General features: G+C 66.4%; 20 protein-coding genes. 14 read left to right on the plus strand and 6 right to left on the minus strand.

Annotated features, from left to right (window positions below):
* Nucleotides 1–11: 11 nt before the first annotated feature.
* The 4 genes from kdpB to WI26_RS11110 form a co-directional block, all read right to left on the minus strand.
* A complete protein-coding gene (gene kdpB, locus WI26_RS11095; RefSeq protein WP_069225939.1) occupies nt 12–2096 on the minus strand; it encodes a potassium-transporting ATPase subunit KdpB in 2085 nt (694 codons plus the stop codon).
* A 54-nt stretch (nt 2097–2150) separates the two neighbouring features.
* Nucleotides 2151–3956, minus strand: a complete 1806-nt coding sequence (kdpA, locus tag WI26_RS11100) for a potassium-transporting ATPase subunit KdpA (protein WP_069225940.1) — start codon at nt 3954–3956, stop codon at nt 2151–2153.
* Nucleotides 3953–4045 carry a K(+)-transporting ATPase subunit F gene (gene kdpF / locus WI26_RS11105; RefSeq protein ID WP_006752209.1) on the minus strand — a complete coding sequence of 31 codons (93 nt, stop codon included), beginning with the start codon at nt 4043–4045 and terminating at the stop codon, nt 3953–3955. Before kdpF ends, kdpA begins: the two co-directional genes overlap by 4 nt.
* A 309-nt stretch (nt 4046–4354) precedes the next feature.
* The gene (locus WI26_RS11110; RefSeq protein WP_059509987.1) at nt 4355–5329 is read right to left on the minus strand and encodes a quinone oxidoreductase family protein; all 975 of its coding nucleotides are present in this window, start codon (nt 5327–5329) and stop codon (nt 4355–4357) included.
* A gap of 349 nt (nt 5330–5678) precedes the next feature.
* Between WI26_RS11110 and WI26_RS11115 the strand changes: the two genes are divergently transcribed.
* Genes WI26_RS11115 through WI26_RS11120 form a run of 3 tightly spaced genes read left to right on the plus strand, consistent with a single transcriptional unit; the run spans nt 5679 to nt 7362 of the window.
* A complete protein-coding gene (locus WI26_RS11115; RefSeq protein WP_155768751.1) occupies nt 5679–6782 on the plus strand; it encodes a DUF6402 family protein in 1104 nt (367 codons plus the stop codon).
* Nucleotides 6749–6868: a DUF6402 family protein gene (locus tag WI26_RS33405; protein ID WP_420480777.1), complete on the plus strand. Its 120-nt coding sequence runs from the start codon at nt 6749–6751 to the stop codon at nt 6866–6868. The genes WI26_RS11115 and WI26_RS33405 overlap by 34 nt, the downstream gene beginning before the upstream one ends.
* Nucleotides 6865–7362: a hypothetical protein gene (locus WI26_RS11120; RefSeq protein ID WP_069225941.1), complete on the plus strand. Its 498-nt coding sequence runs from the start codon at nt 6865–6867 to the stop codon at nt 7360–7362. Before WI26_RS33405 ends, WI26_RS11120 begins: the two co-directional genes overlap by 4 nt.
* A 72-nt stretch (nt 7363–7434) precedes the next feature.
* Here the strand turns inward: WI26_RS11120 and WI26_RS11125 are convergent, their stop codons facing one another.
* Both WI26_RS11125 and WI26_RS11130 read right to left on the minus strand, forming a co-directional pair.
* Complete coding sequence (locus WI26_RS11125; RefSeq protein ID WP_060321822.1) at nt 7435–7827, minus strand: methylglyoxal synthase; 393 nt, start codon at nt 7825–7827, stop codon at nt 7435–7437.
* 55 nt (nt 7828–7882) lie between these two features.
* Nucleotides 7883–8662: an SDR family oxidoreductase gene (locus tag WI26_RS11130; RefSeq protein WP_060321819.1), complete on the minus strand. Its 780-nt coding sequence runs from the start codon at nt 8660–8662 to the stop codon at nt 7883–7885.
* Between the two features lie 218 nt (nt 8663–8880).
* Between WI26_RS11130 and upp the strand changes: the two genes are divergently transcribed.
* The 11 genes from upp to WI26_RS11185 all read left to right on the plus strand — a co-directional run bounded on the left by upp (nt 8881) and on the right by WI26_RS11185 (nt 18797).
* Nucleotides 8881–9531 (plus strand): uracil phosphoribosyltransferase, encoded by a 651-nt coding sequence (upp, locus tag WI26_RS11135; RefSeq protein ID WP_006478229.1) that lies wholly within the window; start codon nt 8881–8883, stop codon nt 9529–9531.
* A gap of 219 nt (nt 9532–9750) precedes the next feature.
* Nucleotides 9751–10479, plus strand: coding sequence for a YebC/PmpR family DNA-binding transcriptional regulator (locus tag WI26_RS11140; RefSeq protein ID WP_059509985.1), 729 nt, complete (start codon nt 9751–9753; stop codon nt 10477–10479).
* Between the two features lie 105 nt (nt 10480–10584).
* A complete protein-coding gene (gene purD, locus WI26_RS11145; protein ID WP_059468145.1) occupies nt 10585–11865 on the plus strand; it encodes a phosphoribosylamine--glycine ligase in 1281 nt (426 codons plus the stop codon).
* 119 nt (nt 11866–11984) lie between these two features.
* The gene (gene hemF / locus WI26_RS11150; protein ID WP_059468146.1) at nt 11985–12905 is read left to right on the plus strand and encodes an oxygen-dependent coproporphyrinogen oxidase; all 921 of its coding nucleotides are present in this window, start codon (nt 11985–11987) and stop codon (nt 12903–12905) included.
* A gap of 42 nt (nt 12906–12947) precedes the next feature.
* Nucleotides 12948–13661 carry a nicotinate-nucleotide adenylyltransferase gene (locus tag WI26_RS11155; RefSeq protein ID WP_081334255.1) on the plus strand — a complete coding sequence of 238 codons (714 nt, stop codon included), beginning with the start codon at nt 12948–12950 and terminating at the stop codon, nt 13659–13661.
* A gap of 4 nt (nt 13662–13665) precedes the next feature.
* Nucleotides 13666–14112 (plus strand): ribosome silencing factor, encoded by a 447-nt coding sequence (rsfS, locus tag WI26_RS11160; protein ID WP_069225943.1) that lies wholly within the window; start codon nt 13666–13668, stop codon nt 14110–14112.
* Between the two features lie 19 nt (nt 14113–14131).
* Nucleotides 14132–14602, plus strand: a complete 471-nt coding sequence (gene rlmH, locus WI26_RS11165; protein ID WP_044844705.1) for a 23S rRNA (pseudouridine(1915)-N(3))-methyltransferase RlmH — start codon at nt 14132–14134, stop codon at nt 14600–14602.
* A gap of 49 nt (nt 14603–14651) precedes the next feature.
* On the plus strand, nt 14652–15284 hold the full coding sequence (locus tag WI26_RS11170) for a Maf family protein (RefSeq protein WP_069225944.1): 633 nt from the start codon (nt 14652–14654) through the stop codon (nt 15282–15284).
* An 8-nt stretch (nt 15285–15292) separates the two neighbouring features.
* Nucleotides 15293–16762, plus strand: a complete 1470-nt coding sequence (rng, locus tag WI26_RS11175) for a ribonuclease G (RefSeq protein ID WP_059448692.1) — start codon at nt 15293–15295, stop codon at nt 16760–16762.
* Between the two features lie 124 nt (nt 16763–16886).
* Complete coding sequence (locus tag WI26_RS11180) at nt 16887–17222, plus strand: YggL family protein (RefSeq protein ID WP_059468151.1); 336 nt, start codon at nt 16887–16889, stop codon at nt 17220–17222.
* Between the two features lie 432 nt (nt 17223–17654).
* Nucleotides 17655–18797 carry a collagen-like triple helix repeat-containing protein gene (locus tag WI26_RS11185; protein WP_069225945.1) on the plus strand — a complete coding sequence of 381 codons (1143 nt, stop codon included), beginning with the start codon at nt 17655–17657 and terminating at the stop codon, nt 18795–18797.
* The last annotated feature ends 178 nt before the right edge of the window (nt 18798–18975 follow it).

The following is an 18975-nucleotide window of genomic DNA, read 5'->3' on the forward strand; positions in this document are numbered from 1 at the left end:
AGTACGGCGCATCAGGCCCAGCCGAGCGCGGCGAGCGTCATGTCGATCAGCTTGATGAACGGGAACGGCAGCAGCACGCCGCCGAGGCCGTACACCAGCAGGTTGCGGCGCAGCAGCGACGCGGCGCCGAGCGGCCGGTAGGTGACCCCCTTCAGCGCGAGCGGTATCAGCGCGACGATGATCAGCGCATTGAAGATCACCGCCGACAGGATCGCCGACGCCGGCGACGTCAAATGCATGATGTCGAGCACGCGCAGCTGCGGGTACGTCGTCACGAACGCGGCCGGGATGATCGCGAAATACTTGGCGATGTCGTTCGCGATCGAGAACGTCGTCAGCGAGCCGCGCGTCATCAGCATCTGCTTGCCGATCTCGACGATCTCGATCAGCTTCGTCGGGTTCGAGTCGAGGTCGACCATGTTGCCGGCTTCCTTCGCCGCCTGCGTGCCGGTGTTCATCGCAACCGCCACGTCGGCCTGCGCGAGCGCCGGCGCATCGTTGGTGCCGTCGCCCGTCATCGCGACGAGGCGCCCCGCCGCCTGGTGCTCGCGGATCGTCGCGAGCTTGGTTTCCGGCGTCGCTTCCGCGAGAAAGTCGTCGACGCCGGCCTCGGCCGCGATCGCCGCGGCGGTGAGCCGGTTGTCGCCCGTCACCATCACGGTCTTGATGCCCATCTTGCGCAGTTCCGCGAAGCGCTCCTTGATGCCGCCCTTCACGATGTCCTTCAGTTCGATCACACCGAGCACGCGCGCGACGCCGTCATGCAGGTCGGCCACGACGAGCGGCGTGCTGCCGCGTCGCGCGACGTCGTCGACCGCGCGACGCACGTCCTCCGGAAAGTGGCTGCCGTGCGTCTCGACATAGCGGCGAATCGCATCGGCCGCGCCCTTGCGGATTTCACGGCCGGGCAAGTCGACGCCGCTCATCCGCGTCTGCGCGGAGAAGCCGAGGAACGTTGCATGCAGTTGCGCCATGTCGCGCTGGCGGATGTTGAAGCGCTCCTTGGCCAGCACCACGATGCTGCGGCCTTCCGGTGTTTCGTCGGCGAGCGACGACAGCTGCGCGGCGTCGGCCAGCGCTTCCTCGGTCACGCCCGGCGCGGGCACGAACGTCGACGCCTGGCGGTTGCCGAGCGTGATCGTGCCGGTCTTGTCGAGCAGCAGCACGTCGACGTCGCCGGCCGCCTCCACCGCGCGCCCCGACGTCGCGATCACGTTCGCCTGCATCATCCGGCTCATCCCGGCCACGCCGATCGCGGACAGGAGGCCGCCGATCGTCGTCGGGATCAGGCACACCAGCAGCGCGACGAGCGCGGTGATCGTCACCACGTGACCGGCCTTCATTGCTTCGACCGAGAACATCGAGAACGGCAGCAGCGTCGCCGTCGCGAGCAGCATCACGATCGTCAGCGCGACGAGCAGGATCGTCAGCGCGACCTCGTTCGGCGTCTTCTTGCGCTTCGCGCCTTCGACCATCGCGATCATCCGGTCGAGGAACGCCTCGCCGGGGTTCGCCGTGACCTTCACGACGATCCAGTCGGACAGCACGCGCGTGCCGCCCGTCACCGACGAGAAGTCGCCGCCCGATTCGCGGATCACCGGCGCGGATTCGCCGGTGATCGCCGATTCGTCGACCGACGCGACGCCGTCGACGACTTCGCCGTCGGCCGGGATCACGTCGCCGGCCTCGACCAGCACGATGTCGCCGCGACGCAGGTCGGACGCGGTCGTGATGCGGATCGGCGACTTGGGATGCGGCTCGTTGAGCTTCTTCGCCATCACGTCCTTCTTCGCGCTGCGCAGCGATGCGGCCTGTGCCTTCGAGCGGCCTTCGGCGAGCGCTTCGGCGAAGTTCGCGAACAGCACCGTGAACCACAGCCACAGCGCGATCGCGAGGATGAAGCCCGCCGGCGCCTCGGCCTGGCCGGCGAGCGCCGCGATCCACAGGATCGTGGTCAGGATGCTGCCGACGTACACGCAGAACATCACCGGGTTGCGGAACTGCGTGCGCGGCGTGAGTTTCTTGAACGAATCCACGATCGCCGAGCGCAGCAGCGCCGGATCGAACATGGACCGTGTTGCGGAATGTTGAGTCATTGCGATCTCTTCAATCTCTTCAGTCTTTGCAAGGTGTCGCCATGCGGGCGCGCATCACGCGCCCAGCCACATCATCAGATGCTCGACGCCCGGGCCGAGCGCGAGCGCCGGCACGTAGGTCAGCGCGCCCACCAGCATCACCGTGCCGAGCAGCAGCACGACGAACAGCGGGCCGTGCGTCGGCAGCGTGCCGCTCGTCACCGCGATGCGCTTCTTCGCGGCGAGCGAGCCGGCGATCGCCAGCACCGGCACGATCGTGCCGAAGCGGCCGAACCACATCGCGATCGCGGTCATCCAGTTGTAGAACGGCGTGCCGACCGTCAGGCCCGCGAACGCGCTGCCGTTGTTGTTCGCGGCCGAGCTGAACGCGTACAGGATTTCCGAGAAGCCGTGCGGGCCGGGGTTCGCGATGCCGGCACGGCCTGCGTCCGCCAGCACCGCGACCGACGTGCCGACCAGCACGAGCAGCGGCGTGAGCAGCACGACGATCGACACCATCTTCATCTCGTACGACTCGATCTTCTTGCCGACGTATTCGGGCGTGCGGCCGATCATCAGGCCCGCGACGAACACCGCGAGCAGCGCGAACACGAGCATCCCGTAGAGGCCGGAGCCGACACCGCCGTAGACCACTTCGCCGAGCTGCATCAGCAGCATCGGCACGAGGCCGCCGAGCGGCGTCAGCGAATCGTGCATCGTGTCGACCGCGCCGCACGACGCAGCCGTCGTCGCGACCGTGAAGATGCCGGTCTGCGCGATGCCGAAGCGCGTTTCCTTGCCTTCCATGTTGCCGCCCGGCTGCAGCGCGCTCGGCGACTGGTCGACGTGCAGCGCGGCCAGCGTCGGGTTGCCGGCCTGCTCGGCGCTCACCTCGACGCCGATCGCGATCGCGAACGCGACCGTCATCGCCGCGAGCACCGCGATGCCCTGCCGCCGGTCGCCGATCATCCGGCCGAACACGAGGGCCAGCGCGGCAGGGATGATAAGGATCGCGAAGATCTGCAGAAAGTTCGTGAACGGCGTCGGGTTCTCGTACGGGTGGGCGGAGTTCGCGTTGAAGAAGCCGCCGCCGTTGGTGCCGAGCATCTTGATCGCTTCCTGCGATGCGACCGGGCCCATCGCGAGCGTCTGCTTCACGAGCGGGGTCGGCACCGTCACCGGGTTGCCCTTGTCGTCCTTCACGGCGTTGCCCTGCGCGTCGAGCTTCGGCGCCGCATACGTGCTCGCCTGCAGCACCGGCACGTCCTGGTACGCCTTCATGTTCTGGATCACGCCCTGGCTCATCAGCAGCGCGGCGACGAGCGCGGCCATCGGCACGAGCACGTACAGCGTCACGCGCGTGAGGTCGACCCAGAAGTTGCCGATCGTCTGCGCGGTATGGCGCGCGAAGCCGCGAATCAGCGCGATCACGACGACGATGCCGGTCGCCGCCGACAGGAAGTTCTGCACGGTCAGGCCGAGCATTTGCGTCAGGTAGCTGACGGTCTGCTCGGGCGTGTAGTCCTGCCAGTTGGTGTTGGTGACGAAGCTGACGGCCGTGTTGAACGCGCCGTCGGCCGTCATCGCGCCGAATTGCTGCGGATTGCCGGGCAGGAAGCCCTGCAGGCGCAGCAGGCCGTACAGGAACAGCGCGCCGAGCGCGTTGAACGCGATCGTGGCGATCGCATACTGCTTCCAGTTCATTTCGGTGCCTGCGTCGACGCCGGCAATGCGGTACAGCGCGCGCTCGAGCGGCCCGAACACGCGCACGACGCGCGAGCTGCCGTCCATCACGCCCGTCAGGTAGCGCGCGATCGGCACGGCCGCCGCGAGCAGCACGACGATGAACAGCAGCATCTGCAACAGGTTGTTCGCGTTCATTCGATGTCCTCCGCGCGCAGCAGCGCAAAGACGAGATACGCGAACAGCAGGGCCGTCGAGGCGCCCGCGAGCCAAAGCATCCAGGTCATGCGCGCCCCCCGCGTCCGTATTGCACGAGCTTCCCGCAACCGGCGAGCAAACCGAGGATCAGCGCGGTGAACAACACCAGCGCGCCGATGAAAACCCCATCCATTTTTGTGTTCTCCGTCGTCGAAATCGGACGACTAGAACCTTATGGGAACGCGCGTAAAGGTCGGGTCAAAGGTGATCGGGGCGGTATAAAAAACGCGTAAACGCGTGCGGCGGGGAACCGGGGAGCGGGATGAAGACGGAACGGACGGCAAACGGCGCCGCCCGTCACGGTGCGTGCCGGCGTGGCGCCGGCACGAAGGGATGCGTCACGGAACGAGGATCGTCGAGCCGGTCGTCTTGCGCGACTCGAGGTCGGCATGCGCGCGGCCGACTTCCGCGAGCGGATAGCGCTGGTTGATGCTGGTCTTCACCTTGCCCGACAGGATCACGTCGAACAGTTCGGCGGCTGCGGATTCGAGATCCGCGCGTTTCGCGATGTACGAGAACAGCGTCGGCCGCGTGAAGAACAGCGAGCCGCGCGACGAAAACTCCTTCGAGTCGATCGGCGGCAGCGGGCCCGATGCATTGCCGAAGCTGACGAAATACCCGAGCGGCGCGAGGCAGTCCAGCGAACCGATGTAGGTGTCCTTGCCGATCGAATCGTAGACGACCGGCACGCCCGCGCCGTGCGTGATCTCCTTCACGCGTTGCGTGAAGTTCTCGCGCGTATAGACGATCGGATGATCGCAGCCGTGCGCCTTCGCGAGCGCGGCCTTCTCGTCGGACCCGACCGTCCCGATCACGGTCGCGCCGAGTGCCTTCGCCCACTGGCACACGAGCAGGCCGACACCGCCGGCCGCCGCATGGATCAGGATCGTGTCACCGGCCTTCACCGGGTACGTGCGGCGCAGCAGGTAGTGCGCGGTCAGCCCCTGCAGCATCACCGATGCCGCGTCGTCGTAGCTGATCCCGTCGGGCAGCTTCACGAGCCGCTCGGCCGGCATCACGCGCTCCTGCGCATACGCGCCCGGCGGCTGCCCGACGTAGGCGACGCGGTCGCCCGCCTTGAGCGCGGTCACGCCGTCGCCGACCGCCGTCACCTCGCCCGCGGCCTCCATCCCGAGGCCGCCGGGCAGCGGCTGCGGATACAGGCCGGTGCGGAAATACACGTCGATGTAGTTGAGCCCGACCGCATGCTGCCGAATGCGGACTTCGCCCGCCTTCGGCTCGCCGACCTCGACATCGACCCACTTCATCACATCCGGGCCGCCCGGCTGGTCGTATCGGATTGCTTTCGGCATCGTACTCCTCCTTGTCTCATCGTCGGTTCGGAAACGGTGAACGCGATCGGCACGCTGCTTCGCGGCATCGCGTAGCGCATGCGAAAGATCGCGAAGCCCGATTCTCGCGCGTCAGATGAAGTCGTGCAGGCAGTCGTTCATTATCCCTGCCGCGTCAGGGGTAATAGGATCGTCGGTTCCGCCATCAGCGATGGCAACCTCACGGATCGTTGATTTTTAACGTTCGCCAAATCAGACATTTCCAATATTCAGACGGCGTAGAACCCGCTAGCTTTTCTCAATTGATCGACAAGATGCCTTGCCAAGAGGAGTTGCGCAATTTCGACACCGCACGAGATCGGAGCCTTCCATGACTAATCCAGAAGAAAAAACACCCTACCTCAAGATCCACTGGTTCATCCACAAATGGGTCATATGCGGCGGTGCCGACGGATGTGAAATCGTTCGCAATGCCGAGCTGAGTCTGGATCAAGCACCGCCGATGCCCGCATCGCCGAAGACTCCCGCGCAGACGAGCAAGCCGGTTACAAAACCCGATCCGGCGACGAAAATGCTGGACGACGTCGAAGCGATGCTCAACGCCGTCTCCCGATTCCGAACCTGGCTGAATACGCCAGATCCGCCGAAGTCTGTGCCTATCGCACAACCTCCACAGCCGAACCGGGAAGCAATTCCACCGTTCGATATACAAGAGATTCCGCTAACGATGCGTAAATTGAACATGCCTGTTGGTGCGAAGCTGATGGAGCGCTGGTTTGCGGGCGAACTCAACTACTCTCCCGATGATGCCGCAGAAAAGATGGGCGTCGATCAAAACGGCACCCGCTACCCGCCAGGCATGATTAGCAAGACGGACATCTCAATGAAATGGATCCTCGGTTTCGAACGAGCGAAATCTCGGTACGAAACTCTCGTCAAGCAAGCAATATTCAATTCAGCGTCTTTAGCAAGAATCGCCGCAATTTTGAAGCGCTATCCGCGCAGAATACCCATCGATGCAAACGAAATATTTGGGGGAAGAATAGAAGATATCCATCAACATCTGCAATTCCAGATGGTAGGCGTCGAAAGCTCATGGTCGCAAAAACTGAGGCAGGCATACAACCGAGCCGTCGAAGATCGCGGCGTTCCGGACGACCTCACCGCCGCACTCGGTTCGTTTACGATCTATGCTGCAATCGAGCGCGCGTATGTCGATGTCAACTCAGCCGTAGTCGATGAGATCTCAGTGTATGTAAAAGATAATTACACGTTCAATACCGAACCGGACAGAATCTCACAATACCTCGGCCATTGGAGTAGCAAGGGGGTCATCGTGGTACCTGCCACCATGGCCGCGACGACCGTCGCCAATCGAAGCTGGGCCGGGTTTCGGTCAAGCTGGGAAATCCCCGGATCAAAGGAAATGTTTACTATCCCGTGCGCAACGCGGATTTCCGAAACTGGCAAATGAAGCATCGACGCGGTGGAGACTTCATGATCTACTCCGATCGCATCATACTGAGCCTGCTGCTCCATCCGATCAAGGTGTATCTATGATCACGGAAGCCGCGCATCTGACTTGGGTAATCGCACTATTCGCAACCCCGGTCATTATCCTGCTAGTGCCCCCTTATCTGCTCGCGGCCGCACTTTTTGCCTTGTCTGGAACGCGACAAAACCGGCAACGCCGCATCAGACGCGCGGTGAAACATGCGTCGTTCGTGGTCGCAGCAACTGCCGGCATTGGCTATCTCGGGTACAACGTATGGCTTGCCGAACTACGCCAGACGGCCCACGCTTGCACATCGCAGATGTCATCTGACAGGAGGTATGTCGTGACACAGTGCCTATTGAACGCCGGATACGACGTACTGCGCGTATACGACGACCACACCAAACGAATGCTCGCAGAGAGAACCTACGCCTGTGAGCCATCCAATATAACAATGGTGATCGCCGAGGGACGCACCTTCGACGGTTGTGCCGCCGAGAAGAGCAACATCACACTTCCTCCGTCGATACTGGATCAGGTACGTGCGCGACTGCCGTAACGACCATGCACACACGCCCACTCATTGCTGTCATCACGTCCTCGCAGGAGTAATACAAACCACTTCGTAGACCTAGCACCGATCTGCCATGTTCCGCGCCAGATCGTCGAGCAGCATCCGCGCGGTCGCCACGTTCGTCGCGACCGGCACGTTGTGCACGTCGCACGCACGCACCAGCGCGGTGATGTCCGGATCGTGCGGCTGCGCGGTCATCGGGTCGCGCAGGAACACGACGATGTCGACGCGGCCTTCGGCCAGTTCCGCCCCGATCTGCAGGTCGCCGCCGAGCGGCCCCGACAGCTTGCGCTCGACCTCGAGGCCGTGCGCGGCGGCGATGCGGCCGCCCGTCGTGCCCGTTCCGACCAGCCTGCATTGCGCGAGCGTCTCGCGGTACTGGCCCGCGAGCGCGACGATCTCGTCCTTCTTCGCGTCGTGCGCGATCAATGCGATGCGGGGTTTGCTCATCTCCGATTCCTTCGTGGGTCGATTGTTGTCGTATGCATGAATGGCGGCGCGCGCGTCAGAACGTGCCTGGATATGCACCGCCGTCGAGCAGCCAGTTCTGCCCGGTGATATAGCCGGCGTGCACGCTGCAGAGGAACGCGCACGCCGCGCCGAATTCGGCGCGCGTGCCGAGGCGCCCGGCCGGGATTTCCTTCGCGCGCCGCGTGCGCATCTCCTCGACCGTCACGCCCTGCGCCTTCGCAGACGCCGCGAGCGTCGTCGCGATCCGGTCGGTGTCGAACAGCCCGGGCAGCAGATTATTGATCGTCACACCCTGCCCCGCGACCTTGCGCGACAGCCCCGCGACGAAGCCGGTCAGCCCCGAGCGCGCACCGTTCGACAGCGCGAGCACGTCGATCGGCGCCTTCACGGCCGAACTCGTGATGTTGACGATCCGGCCGAAACCGCGCCCGATCATCCCGTCGACGGTCGCCCGGATCAACTCGATCGGCGTCAGCATGTTCGACTCCAGCGCGCGGATCCAGTCGTCGTGCGAGAAATCACGGAAGTCGCCGGGCGGCGGCCCGCCGGCATTCGTCACGAGAATGTCCGGTTGCGGGCAGGCGGCGAGCGCGGCCGCGCGGCCGTCGGGCGTCGTGATGTCGCAGGCGACGGCGGTGATCGACACGTTCGACTCGGCGCGGATCTCCTCCGCGGTTTCCTCCAGCGTGGCGCGCGTGCGCGCGACGATCACGAGATTCACGCCCTCGGCGGCCAGCGCTTCCGCGCAGCCGCGACCGAGCCCCTTGCTCGCCGCGCACACGAGCGCGGTTTTTCCTGCGATGCCGAGATCCATGGTCGATTCCCTTGTGGCAACGCGCGCCGGCCGAGCCCCCGCCGCGTTGCCGGAACGGACGCGCGGTCGGGTACGGGCGCGCTCGGCGCGCGGATTGTCGTGAGACGTCGATAATATCCGGATCACGTGGCGCGCCTTGGTAAAATTGCGGCCATAAGCGATGGCCGGCCTGGCGCCGGCGCCGCCCCGATCCCCTTTTGCCGCCAAGGCACCCCGTCATGAAACAGGACAGCCGTTTCCCGAATCTCTTCATCACCGATCACCCGCTGATCCAGCACAAGCTGACCCACATGCGCGACAAGGACACGTCGACGCGCACGTTCCGCGAACTGCTGCGCGAGATCACGCTGCTGATGGGCTACGAGATCACCCGCAACCTCCCGATCACGACCAAGCGGGTCGAAACCCCGCTCGTGGCGGTCGACGCGCCGGTGATCGCGGGCAAGAAGCTCGCGATCGTGCCCGTGCTGCGCGCCGGCATCGGGATGTCGGACGGCCTGCTCGACCTGGTGCCGTCCGCGCGCGTCGGCCACATCGGCGTCTACCGCGCCGAGGATCACCGTCCGGTCGAATACCTGGTGCGCCTGCCCGATCTCGAGGATCGCATCTTCATCCTGTGCGACCCGATGGTCGCGACCGGTTATTCGGCCGTGCACGCGGTCGACGTTCTCAAGCGCCGCAACGTGCCGGCCGCGAACATCATGTTCGTCGCGCTGGTCGCCGCTCCCGAGGGTGTGCAGGTGTTCCAGGACGCGCACCCCGACGTGAAGCTGTTCGTCGCGTCGCTCGACTCGCACCTGAACGAGCACGCGTACATCGTGCCGGGCCTGGGCGACGCGGGCGACCGCCTGTTCGGCACCAAGAACTGACGCGCGCCGCCGCCGGGCCGCGCGGCCCGGCGCGCGCCGAGCGGCCCTCCCGGCCGTTCGGCCATGCACGGCGGCCCCGAAGTGACGGTCGCCGCGTGATAAAATCACGATCCACTCGACACGCGCGGCCCCGCGGCATCACGCCCGCCCAGACGGCCGCCGATTCAACGACACATTGGCACAATCGCCCGCGCAGCGCGCCCGGGCACGGAGAAAGGTATGGCTGGTCATTCGAAATGGGCCAACATCAAGCATAAGAAGGCAGCGGCCGACGCGAAGCGCGGCAAGATCTGGACCCGCCTGATCAAGGAAATCCAGGTCGCGGCCCGCCTCGGCGGCGGCGACGCCAGTTCGAACCCGCGTCTGCGCCTCGCCGTCGACAAGGCGGCCGACGCAAACATGCCGAAAGACAACGTCAAGCGCGCGATCGACCGCGGCGTCGGCGGCGCGGACGGCGCGAACTACGAGGAAATCCGCTACGAAGGCTACGGCATCGGCGGCGCGGCGGTCATCGTCGACACGCTGACCGACAACCGCACCCGCACGGTCGCGGAAGTCCGTCACGCATTCTCGAAGTTCGGCGGCAACATGGGCACCGACGGTTCGGTCGCGTTCATGTTCGATCACGTCGGCCAGTTCCTGTTCGCGCCCGGCACGTCGGAAGACGCGCTGATGGAAGCGGCGCTCGAAGCCGGCGCGGACGACGTCAGCACGAACGACGACGGCTCGATCGAAGTGCTGTGCGACTGGCAGGCCTTCTCGGCGGTGAAGGATGCGCTCGAAGCCGCGGGCTTCAAGGCCGAGCTCGCCGAAGTGACGATGAAGCCGCAGAACGAAGTCGAATTCACCGGCGACGATGCGGCGAAGATGCAGAAGCTCCTGGACGCGCTCGAGAACCTCGACGACGTGCAGGAGGTGTATACGAACGCCATCATCGTCGAGGAATGAGATGCCGGCCGCCGTGCGCATCGTCGCGGCGGCGGCCCGACCGATTTCGCGGCCGGCGCGCCTGCGCGTGCCGGCCGCCCTGTTTTCTAGTCTGCGGGGAATCCCATGAAACTACTCGTCGTCGGTTCCGGCGGCCGCGAACATGCGCTGGCGTGGAAGCTCGCGCAATCGCCGCGTGTCCAGATGGTCTACGTCGCGCCCGGCAATGGCGGCACGGCGCAGGACGAGCGTCTGAAGAACGTCGACATCACGTCGCTGGACGCGCTGGCCGATTTCGCGGAAAGCGAAGGCGTCGCGTTCACGCTCGTCGGGCCGGAAGCGCCGCTCGCGGCCGGCATCGTCAACCTGTTCCGCGCGCGCGGCCTGAAGGTGTTTGGCCCGACCCGCGAAGCCGCGCAGCTCGAAAGCTCGAAGGATTTCGCGAAAGCGTTCATGAAGCGCCACGGCATCCCGACCGCCGACTACGAAACCTTCTCCGACGCCGCCGCCGCACACGCGTACATCGACGCGAAGGGGGCGCCGATCGTCGTGAAGGCCGACGGCCTTGCGGCCGGCAAGGGCGTCGTCGTCGCGATGTCGCTGGAAGAAGCGCATGCCGCGGTCGACATGATGCTGTCGGGCAACAAGCTCGGCGACGCCGGTGCGCGCGTCGTGATCGAGGAATTCCTCGACGGCGAGGAAGCAAGCTTCATCGTGATGGTCGATGGCAAGCATGCGCTGGCGCTGGCTTCCAGCCAGGACCACAAGCGCCTGCTCGACGAGGATCGCGGCCCGAACACGGGCGGCATGGGCGCCTATTCGCCCGCGCCGATCGTCACGCCGCAGATGCACGCGCGCGTGATGCGCGAAATCATCATGCCGACGGTGCGCGGGATGGAGAAGGACGGCATCCGCTTCACGGGCTTCCTGTATGCGGGCCTGATGATCGACAAGGAAGGCAATCCGCGCACGCTCGAGTTCAACTGCCGGATGGGCGACCCCGAGACGCAGCCGATCATGGCGCGCCTGAAAAGCGATTTCTCGAAGGTCGTCGAACAGGCGATCGCGGGCACGCTCGACACGGTCGAACTCGACTGGGACCGCCGCACCGCGCTCGGCGTCGTGCTGGCCGCGCACGGCTATCCGGACGCGCCGCGCAAGGGCGACCGCATCAACGGAATCCCGGCCGAAACCGAACAGGCCGTGACGTTCCATGCGGGCACGACGCTCGCCGAAGGCGACAAGCTCGTCACGTCGGGCGGCCGCGTGCTGTGCGTGGTCGGCCTCGCCGATTCGGTGCGCGAAGCGCAGCAGCATGCGTACGACACGATCAACCAGATCAATTTCGAAGGCATGCAGTACCGTCGCGACATCGGCTTCCGCGCGCTGAACCGCAAGAGCGCGTGACGCCCTGACCGCCGCCGTGCCGTCGCAAGCGGCGGCCTCCTCTGCCGGGGTTCGATAGAATGCCCGGCAGATGCCTTTTTTACGGCCCCCGCTTTCGCGCGGAGGCACCCAGTTCAGACATGACCGATTCGACCTACGACGTGGCGCGCGTGCGCACGTACCTCCAGGGCCTGCAGACACGCATCGCCGACGCGCTCGGCGCGCTCGACGGCACGCCGCTCGCGACCGATGCGTGGCAGCGCGGGCCGCAAGAGCGCCTGCGCGGCGGCGGCTGCACGCGGATTCTCGAAGGCGGCCGCGTGTTCGAGCGCGCGGGGATCGGCTTTTCCGACGTCGCGGGCGACGCGCTGCCGCCGTCGGCGAGCGCCGCGCGCCCGCAGCTGGCCGGCCGCGGCTTCGAGGCGCTCGGCGTGTCGCTCGTGCTGCACCCGCGCAACCCGTACTGCCCGACGGTGCACATGAACGTGCGGATGCTGATCGCGACGAAACCGGGCGAGGCCCCGATCTTCTGGTTCGGCGGCGGCATGGATCTGACACCCGTTTATCCATTCGAGGACGACGCGCGGCATTTCCACCAGACCTGCAAGGACGCGCTCGATCCGTTCGGTGCCGAGCTCTATCCGCGTTTCAAGACGTGGTGCGACGAGTATTTCTTCCTGAAGCACCGCAACGAGACGCGTGGCATCGGCGGGATCTTCTTCGACGATTTCTCCGAGCCCGGATTCGAACGCTCGTTCGAGATGATGCAAGGCGTCGGCGACGCGTTCCTGAACGCGTATTTGCCGATCGTCGAACGCCGGATCGCGCTGCCGTACGGCGAGCGTGAACGCGAGTTCCAGGCTTATCGGCGCGGCCGCTACGTGGAATTCAACCTCGTGTTCGACCGCGGCACGCTGTTCGGCCTGCAAAGCGGCGGACGGACGGAGTCGATCCTGATGTCGATGCCGCCGGTCGCGAACTGGCGCTACAACTGGCAACCCGAGCCGGGCTCGCCCGAAGCGCGCCTGAGCGAGTTCCTCGTGCCGCGCGACTGGGTCTAAACCCGCCGCGCTCCGCCGCCTCCAAGAACAGGACACGTTTTTCTGAACACCACCGCCCGCCCCGCCCCGCAGCCGCGCCCGCCGTTACGTCGCATCGGCCTGCTGGGCGGCACGTTCGATCCGATCCACGACGGCCACCTCGCGCTCGCGCGCCGGTTCGCCGACGAGCTCGGCCTGACCGAGCTCGCGCTGCTGCCCGCCGGACAGCCTTACCAGAAGCGCGATGTGTCGGCCGCCGAGCATCGGCTCGCGATGACGCGCGCCGCTGCCGATTCGCTGTCGCTGCCCGGCGTGACGGTCACCGTCGCCACCGACGAGATCGAACATGCGGGGCCGACCTATACGGTCGAGACGCTTGCGCGCTGGCGCGAGCGGATCGGCCCCGATGCTTCGCTGTCGCTGCTGATCGGCGCCGACCAGCTGGTGAGGCTCGACACGTGGCGCGACTGGCGCAGGCTGTTCGACTACGCTCACATCTGCGCGGCAACGCGCCCGGGCTTCGACCTCGGCACGGCGTCGCCTGACGTCGCACGCGAAATCGCCCGGCGTCAGGCCGGCGCCGACGTGCTGAAAGCGACGCCGGCCGGCCACCTGCTGATCGACACGACGCTGGCGTTCGATATCGCCGCAACCGACATCCGTGCGCACCTGCGCGAATGCATCGCGCGTCACGCGCAAATGCCCGATGCGTCGGCCGAGCATGTGCCGGCCGCCGTCTGGGCCTATATTCTTCAACATCGTCTCTACCATTCCTGATTCCATGGATATCCGCAAACTGCAGCGCGTGATCGTCGACGCTCTCGAAGACATCAAGGCGCAAGACATCAAGGTGTTCAACACCAGCCACCTCACCGAACTGTTCGACCGCGTGATCGTCGCGTCGGGCACGTCGAACCGCCAGACCAAGGCGCTCGCGTCGAGTGTGCGCGACAAGGTCAAGGAAGCCGGCGGCGACATCGTCAGCTCCGAGGGCGAAGACACGGGCGAATGGGTGCTGGTCGACTGCGGCGACGCGGTCGTGCACATCCTGCAACCGGCACTGCGCCAGTACTACAACCTCGAGGAAATCTGGGGCGACAAGCCCGTGCGGATGAAGCTCGGCGGCGGCAAGGGTCCGAACGGCGTCGCGACGGCCGGCGAAGACGAGGACGAAGAGGAAGAAGCGCCCGCACGCCCTGCGCGCAAGACGGCGGCCCGCCGCCGCTGAGCCGCAGCGAGTCGCCCCGATGAAGCTTTTCATCCTCGCGGTCGGCCACAAGATGCCCGGCTGGATCGCGTCCGGCTTCGACGAATACACGAAGCGCATGCCGCCCGAGCTGCGCATCGAGCTGCGCGAGATCAAGCCCGAACTGCGTTCGGGCGGCCGCAGCGCGGAAAGCGTGATGGCCGCCGAGCGGCAGAAGATCGAGGCCGCGCTGCCGAAGGGCGCGCGCATCGTCGCGCTCGACGAGCGCGGCCGCGACTGGACCACGATGCAGCTCGCTCAGGCGCTGCCCGGCTGGCAGCAGGATGGTCGTGACGTCGCGTTCGTGATCGGCGGCGCCGACGGACTCGATCCGGAACTCAAGGCGCGCGCCGACCTGCTGCTGCGCATCTCGAGCATGACGCTGCCGCACGGGATGGTGCGCGTGTTGCTTGCCGAACAGCTTTACCGGGCGTGGAGCATCACGCAGAATCACCCTTATCATCGCGCATGACGCGTCGTCCTCGGGACGCGCGCCGCGCGCTCAACGAGATAACGACACCATGCCGTCCAGCACGCCTCCTGCCCTTTTCCCGATCCTCTATCTCGCTTCGCAAAGCCCGCGCCGCCAGGAGCTGCTGCTGCAGATCGGCGTGCGGTTCGAATTGCTGCTGCCGCGTCCCGACGAGGACGCCGAGGCGCTCGAAGCCGAACTGCCCGGCGAAGCCGCCGATGCGTACGTCCGGCGTGTGACCGTCGCGAAGGCCGAGGCCGCGCGTGCGCGCCTCGTCGCGAGCGGCAAACCGGCCGCGCCGGTGCTGGTTGCGGACACCACCGTGACGATCGACGGCGCGATCCTCGGCAAGCCCGCCGACGCCGACGACGCGCTCGCGATGCTGACGCGCCTCGCGGGCCGCGAACACGAGGTGCTGACCGCGGTCGCGGTCATCGGCGCCGACGGCGAACTGCTGCCGCCCGCGCTGTCGCGCTCGTCGGTGCGCTTCGCAGCCACGCCGCGCGACGCGTTCGAACGCTACGTCGACACCCGTGAACCGTTCGGCAAGGCCGGCGCCTACGCGATCCAGGGGCGCGCGGCCGAATTCATCGAGCGAATCGAAGGCTCCCATTCGGGTATCATGGGTCTGCCCCTCTTTGAGACCGCGGCACTGCTGCGCGCCGCGCGCGTCGACTTCTGAATCCCACCATGAACGAAGAAATCCTGATCAACCTCACGCCGCAGGAAACGCGGGTCGCACTCGTGCAGCAAGGCGCGGTGCAGGAGCTTCACGTCGAGCGCACGCTGTCGCGCGGGCGGGTCGGCAACATCTACCTCGGCAAGGTCGTGCGCGTGCTGCCCGGCATGCAGTCGGCGTTCATCGACATCGGCCTCGAGCGCGCGGCGTTCCTGCACGTCGCGGACATCTGGCATCCGCGCCTCGCGGGCGAGCCGCAGTCGGGCGCGCCGCACCAGCCGATCGAGAAGACCGTGTTCGAAGGCCAGACGCTGATGGTCCAGGTGATCAAGGATCCGATCGGCACGAAGGGGGCGCGACTGTCGACGCAGGTCAGCATCGCGGGCCGCACGCTCGTGTACCTGCCGCAGGAGCCGCACATCGGCATCTCGCAGAAGATCGAGAGCGAGGCCGAGCGCGAGGCCGTGCGCGCACGGCTGACCGCCGTGATCCCGCCGGACGAGAAAGGCGGCTACATCGTGCGCACGATTGCCGAGGACGCGACCTCGGACGAACTGGCCGCCGACGTCACCTACCTGCGCAAGACCTGGGCAACGATCGTCGCGCAAGCGCAGCGGCTGCCGGCGACGAGCCTGCTGTATCAGGATCTCGACCTGGCGCAGCGCGTGCTGCGCGATTTCGCGAACGACGACACGACGCGCATCCAGGTCGATTCGCGGGAGACCTACCAGCGCCTCGCGGAATTCGCGGGTGAGTTCACGCCGGCGGTAAGCCCGAAGTTGCATCACTACACCGGCGAGCGGCCGCTGTTCGACTTGTACAACATCGAGACGGAGATCCAGCGCGCGCTGTCGCGACGCGTCGACCTGAAGTCGGGCGGCTATCTGATGATCGACCAGACCGAGGCGATGACGACGATCGACGTGAACACCGGCGGCTACGTCGGTGCACGCAACTTCGACGACACGATCTTCAAGACCAACCTCGAGGCCGCGCATACGATCGCGCGGCAGCTGCGTCTGCGCAACCTCGGCGGGATCATCATCATCGACTTCATCGACATGGAGAACGCCGAGCATCGCGACGCGGTGCTGTCCGAGCTGAAGAAGGCGCTGTCGCGCGATCGTACGCGCGTGACGGTCAACGGCTTCTCGCAGCTAGGGCTCGTCGAGATGACGCGCAAGCGCACGCGCGAATCGCTCGCGCACGTGCTGTGCGAGCCGTGCCCGACCTGCCAGGGCAAGGGCCAGGTGAAGACGTCGCGCACCGTGTGCTACGACATCCTGCGCGAGATCCTGCGCGAATCGCGCCAGTTCAACCCGCGCGAATTCCGCGTGATCGCGGCGCAACAGGTGATCGATCTGTTCCTCGACGAGGAGTCGCAGCATCTCGCGATGCTGATCGACTTCATCGGCAAGCCGGTATCGCTGCAGGTCGAGTCGAACCTGAGCCAGGAGCAGTACGATATCGTGCTGATGTGACGTTCCCTCTGCCCGCCGCCGGCCATGCCGCGCGGCGATCCAACGCGGCGCCGGCCGCTCGCGCATGTCGCACCCGCGCCCGCCGCCGCTGCCTTTCCCCCCCCCTTCCCGTTCATCACACACCATGAGCAAACGCTACAACCGCCGCCAACGCAAGAAACTCCACATCGCCGAGTTCCAGGAACTCGCGTTCAACGCGACTGCGCAATACCGCAACGAACTGTCCGACCTCGAGCGCGGCCAACTGATCGATGCGTTCATCGATTTCGTCGAAGCGAACGGGCTGTTGACCGTCGCGTCGGCCGACGAAGGAATCGGCGCTTACGTGATCTCCGGCGCGCCGCGCGGCACGACGACCGACGCCGATCGCGAGAACGTGCGCGCATGGCTGGCCGCACGCCCTGAGCTGACCGACGTTCAGGTCAGCGAATTCACCGACGCGTGGTATCCGGAAGCCTGACGTTCCGGTTGCTTCGCGCCTCGCACGGCGCCCGCGCCTGCCCGCCGTGACGGCGGGCCAGGCGCCGCTGCCCCCTCCTTCCGCCTTCCCCCATCACACGACTCACATCGCGTCGATCGTGATTACCCCGACTTCAGCAATGAATCGGACGCTTACTTCAATTTAACGATCATTAAAAGACACCTCACGTCGGTGGACCTACTCTGATCGCACGAATCCGGTGATTTCCGGCACGATCGGCAAGCAAGACGAAAGAATGCAAACGATTCGTCCTGCAAGCGCTCCGGCTTCGGTTCAGGCGAATACGCGACGCGGCGGCAGGTCAATCAGGGAGACAACAACGATGCGCCCGCCGCTTCCCTTCCGCAGCGGCGACACGCCGGCGCACACGAAGGCCGCCTGACTCATTTCCATAATCGAGACGAGGACGACATGAACACGCCCACCATTCATCAAGCAGGACTCCGAATGATCATGATCGCGGCCGGTGCCGCGGCGCTGATGTCGCTGTCCGCGTGCGGCGGCTCCGGCTCGCTGAGCCAGGGCACCGGCGGCTCCGGTTCGGGATCCGGCGATACGACGGCAACGACCGGCGGCACGGGCAACGGCTCCAGCGGGACATCGGCCAACGGCGTCGGCCAGACGACCGCTGCGTCGAGCAACATCGTGACGGCAGGCGGCGGCGCCATATCGGGCGTCGGCACGGCGATCGCCGCGCAATCGGTGCCCGGCACGAGCCCCACGACGACACAGGGACTCGGCGCCGTGGTGCAGGACGTCGGCGCGGCTGTCACGACGCTCGGCACCGGCCTCGGTTCGGGCCTCGGCCAACTCGGCGCGTCGTCGGATCCGGTCGGCACGACAGTCGCGAGCACGGGGGGCGTGGTCACGAATCTCGGTCAGGCCGTCGCCGCGACGGGCGATGTCGTGTCGAGCCTCGGCGCCAGCGGTTCGGCCCTGGCGCCGCTTGCGCCCGTCACGTCGCCCGTTGGCGGGGCCGTGACGACGCTCGGCAACACGATCGCGGGCGCCGGCGGGACGCTCGGCACGCAACTGTCGACCGGCCCGGTCGCGCAAGTGACGGGCGCGGCCAGCTCGGCGATCACGCCGATCACGACGACGGTCGGCTCGGTCACGCAGACGGTCGCGGCAAGCACGCCGCTCGGGGCCCCGCTGACGAATCTCGTGACGACCGTCGGCACCGGCGTCGCGAACGCCGGCCCGACGCTCGCGAATACGGGCAACAATGCGGTCACGACCGGCGTCGGCAACGTCGTGACCGCCACCGGCAACACGGTCGCCACCGCAGGCACGGCGCTGCTCGGCGGCGGCAACGCATCGACGAATCCGCTCGGCCCGGTGACGGGGCTCCTGTCGACGGGCGCGCTCGGCGGCGCGGCGGGCGGCAGCAACCCGGCAGGTGCGCTCACGTCGGCGGTCGGCTCCGTGACGGCGGCCGCCGGCAGCTCGCCGGTCGGCGGCCTGACGGGCGGCAGCGGCACGGGCGCGCTGTCGAAGACCGGCGGCGGTCTGCTCGCCCCGGTCACGACGACGCTCGGCGCACTGGTCAAGTAACGCCGCGCCGGCAGCCCGTACGGCGCCTGCCCGTCGTCGACGGTCGGGCGCCGTGCTCTTTGGCGCCCCCGACGCCGCCCTTGCGGCGATCGATCCCCGCCATTTCCCCCCATCCCGCGCCCAATCCTCCGCAGAAATCGGTCCTGAAAGGAAGACACGTTAAACTCTCACCTCGCGC

The organism is Burkholderia diffusa (genome assembly GCF_001718315.1).
Classification (GTDB): domain Bacteria; phylum Pseudomonadota; class Gammaproteobacteria; order Burkholderiales; family Burkholderiaceae; genus Burkholderia; species Burkholderia diffusa_B.

Coding starts and splice junctions, on each gene's coding strand:
- WI26_RS11125 (WP_060321822.1), bottom strand. CDS start 7,827: ATGAGCAAACCCCGCATCGCATTGATCGCGCACGACGCGAAGAAGGAC.
- hemF (WP_059468146.1), top strand. CDS start 11,985: ATGACCGATTCGACCTACGACGTGGCGCGCGTGCGCACGTACCTCCAG.
- WI26_RS11120 (WP_069225941.1), top strand. CDS start 6,865: ATGATCACGGAAGCCGCGCATCTGACTTGGGTAATCGCACTATTCGCA.
- purD (WP_059468145.1), top strand. CDS start 10,585: ATGAAACTACTCGTCGTCGGTTCCGGCGGCCGCGAACATGCGCTGGCG.
- WI26_RS11180 (WP_059468151.1), top strand. CDS start 16,887: ATGAGCAAACGCTACAACCGCCGCCAACGCAAGAAACTCCACATCGCC.
- rsfS (WP_069225943.1), top strand. CDS start 13,666: ATGGATATCCGCAAACTGCAGCGCGTGATCGTCGACGCTCTCGAAGAC.
- WI26_RS11115 (WP_155768751.1), top strand. CDS start 5,679: ATGACTAATCCAGAAGAAAAAACACCCTACCTCAAGATCCACTGGTTC.
- kdpA (WP_069225940.1), bottom strand. CDS start 3,956: ATGAACGCGAACAACCTGTTGCAGATGCTGCTGTTCATCGTCGTGCTG.
- rng (WP_059448692.1), top strand. CDS start 15,293: ATGAACGAAGAAATCCTGATCAACCTCACGCCGCAGGAAACGCGGGTC.
- upp (WP_006478229.1), top strand. CDS start 8,881: ATGAAACAGGACAGCCGTTTCCCGAATCTCTTCATCACCGATCACCCG.
- WI26_RS11185 (WP_069225945.1), top strand. CDS start 17,655: ATGAACACGCCCACCATTCATCAAGCAGGACTCCGAATGATCATGATC.
- WI26_RS11140 (WP_059509985.1), top strand. CDS start 9,751: ATGGCTGGTCATTCGAAATGGGCCAACATCAAGCATAAGAAGGCAGCG.
- rlmH (WP_044844705.1), top strand. CDS start 14,132: ATGAAGCTTTTCATCCTCGCGGTCGGCCACAAGATGCCCGGCTGGATC.
- kdpB (WP_069225939.1), bottom strand. CDS start 2,096: ATGACTCAACATTCCGCAACACGGTCCATGTTCGATCCGGCGCTGCTG.
- kdpF (WP_006752209.1), bottom strand. CDS start 4,045: ATGACCTGGATGCTTTGGCTCGCGGGCGCCTCGACGGCCCTGCTGTTC.
- WI26_RS11170 (WP_069225944.1), top strand. CDS start 14,652: ATGCCGTCCAGCACGCCTCCTGCCCTTTTCCCGATCCTCTATCTCGCT.
- WI26_RS11110 (WP_059509987.1), bottom strand. CDS start 5,329: ATGCCGAAAGCAATCCGATACGACCAGCCGGGCGGCCCGGATGTGATG.
- WI26_RS11130 (WP_060321819.1), bottom strand. CDS start 8,662: ATGGATCTCGGCATCGCAGGAAAAACCGCGCTCGTGTGCGCGGCGAGC.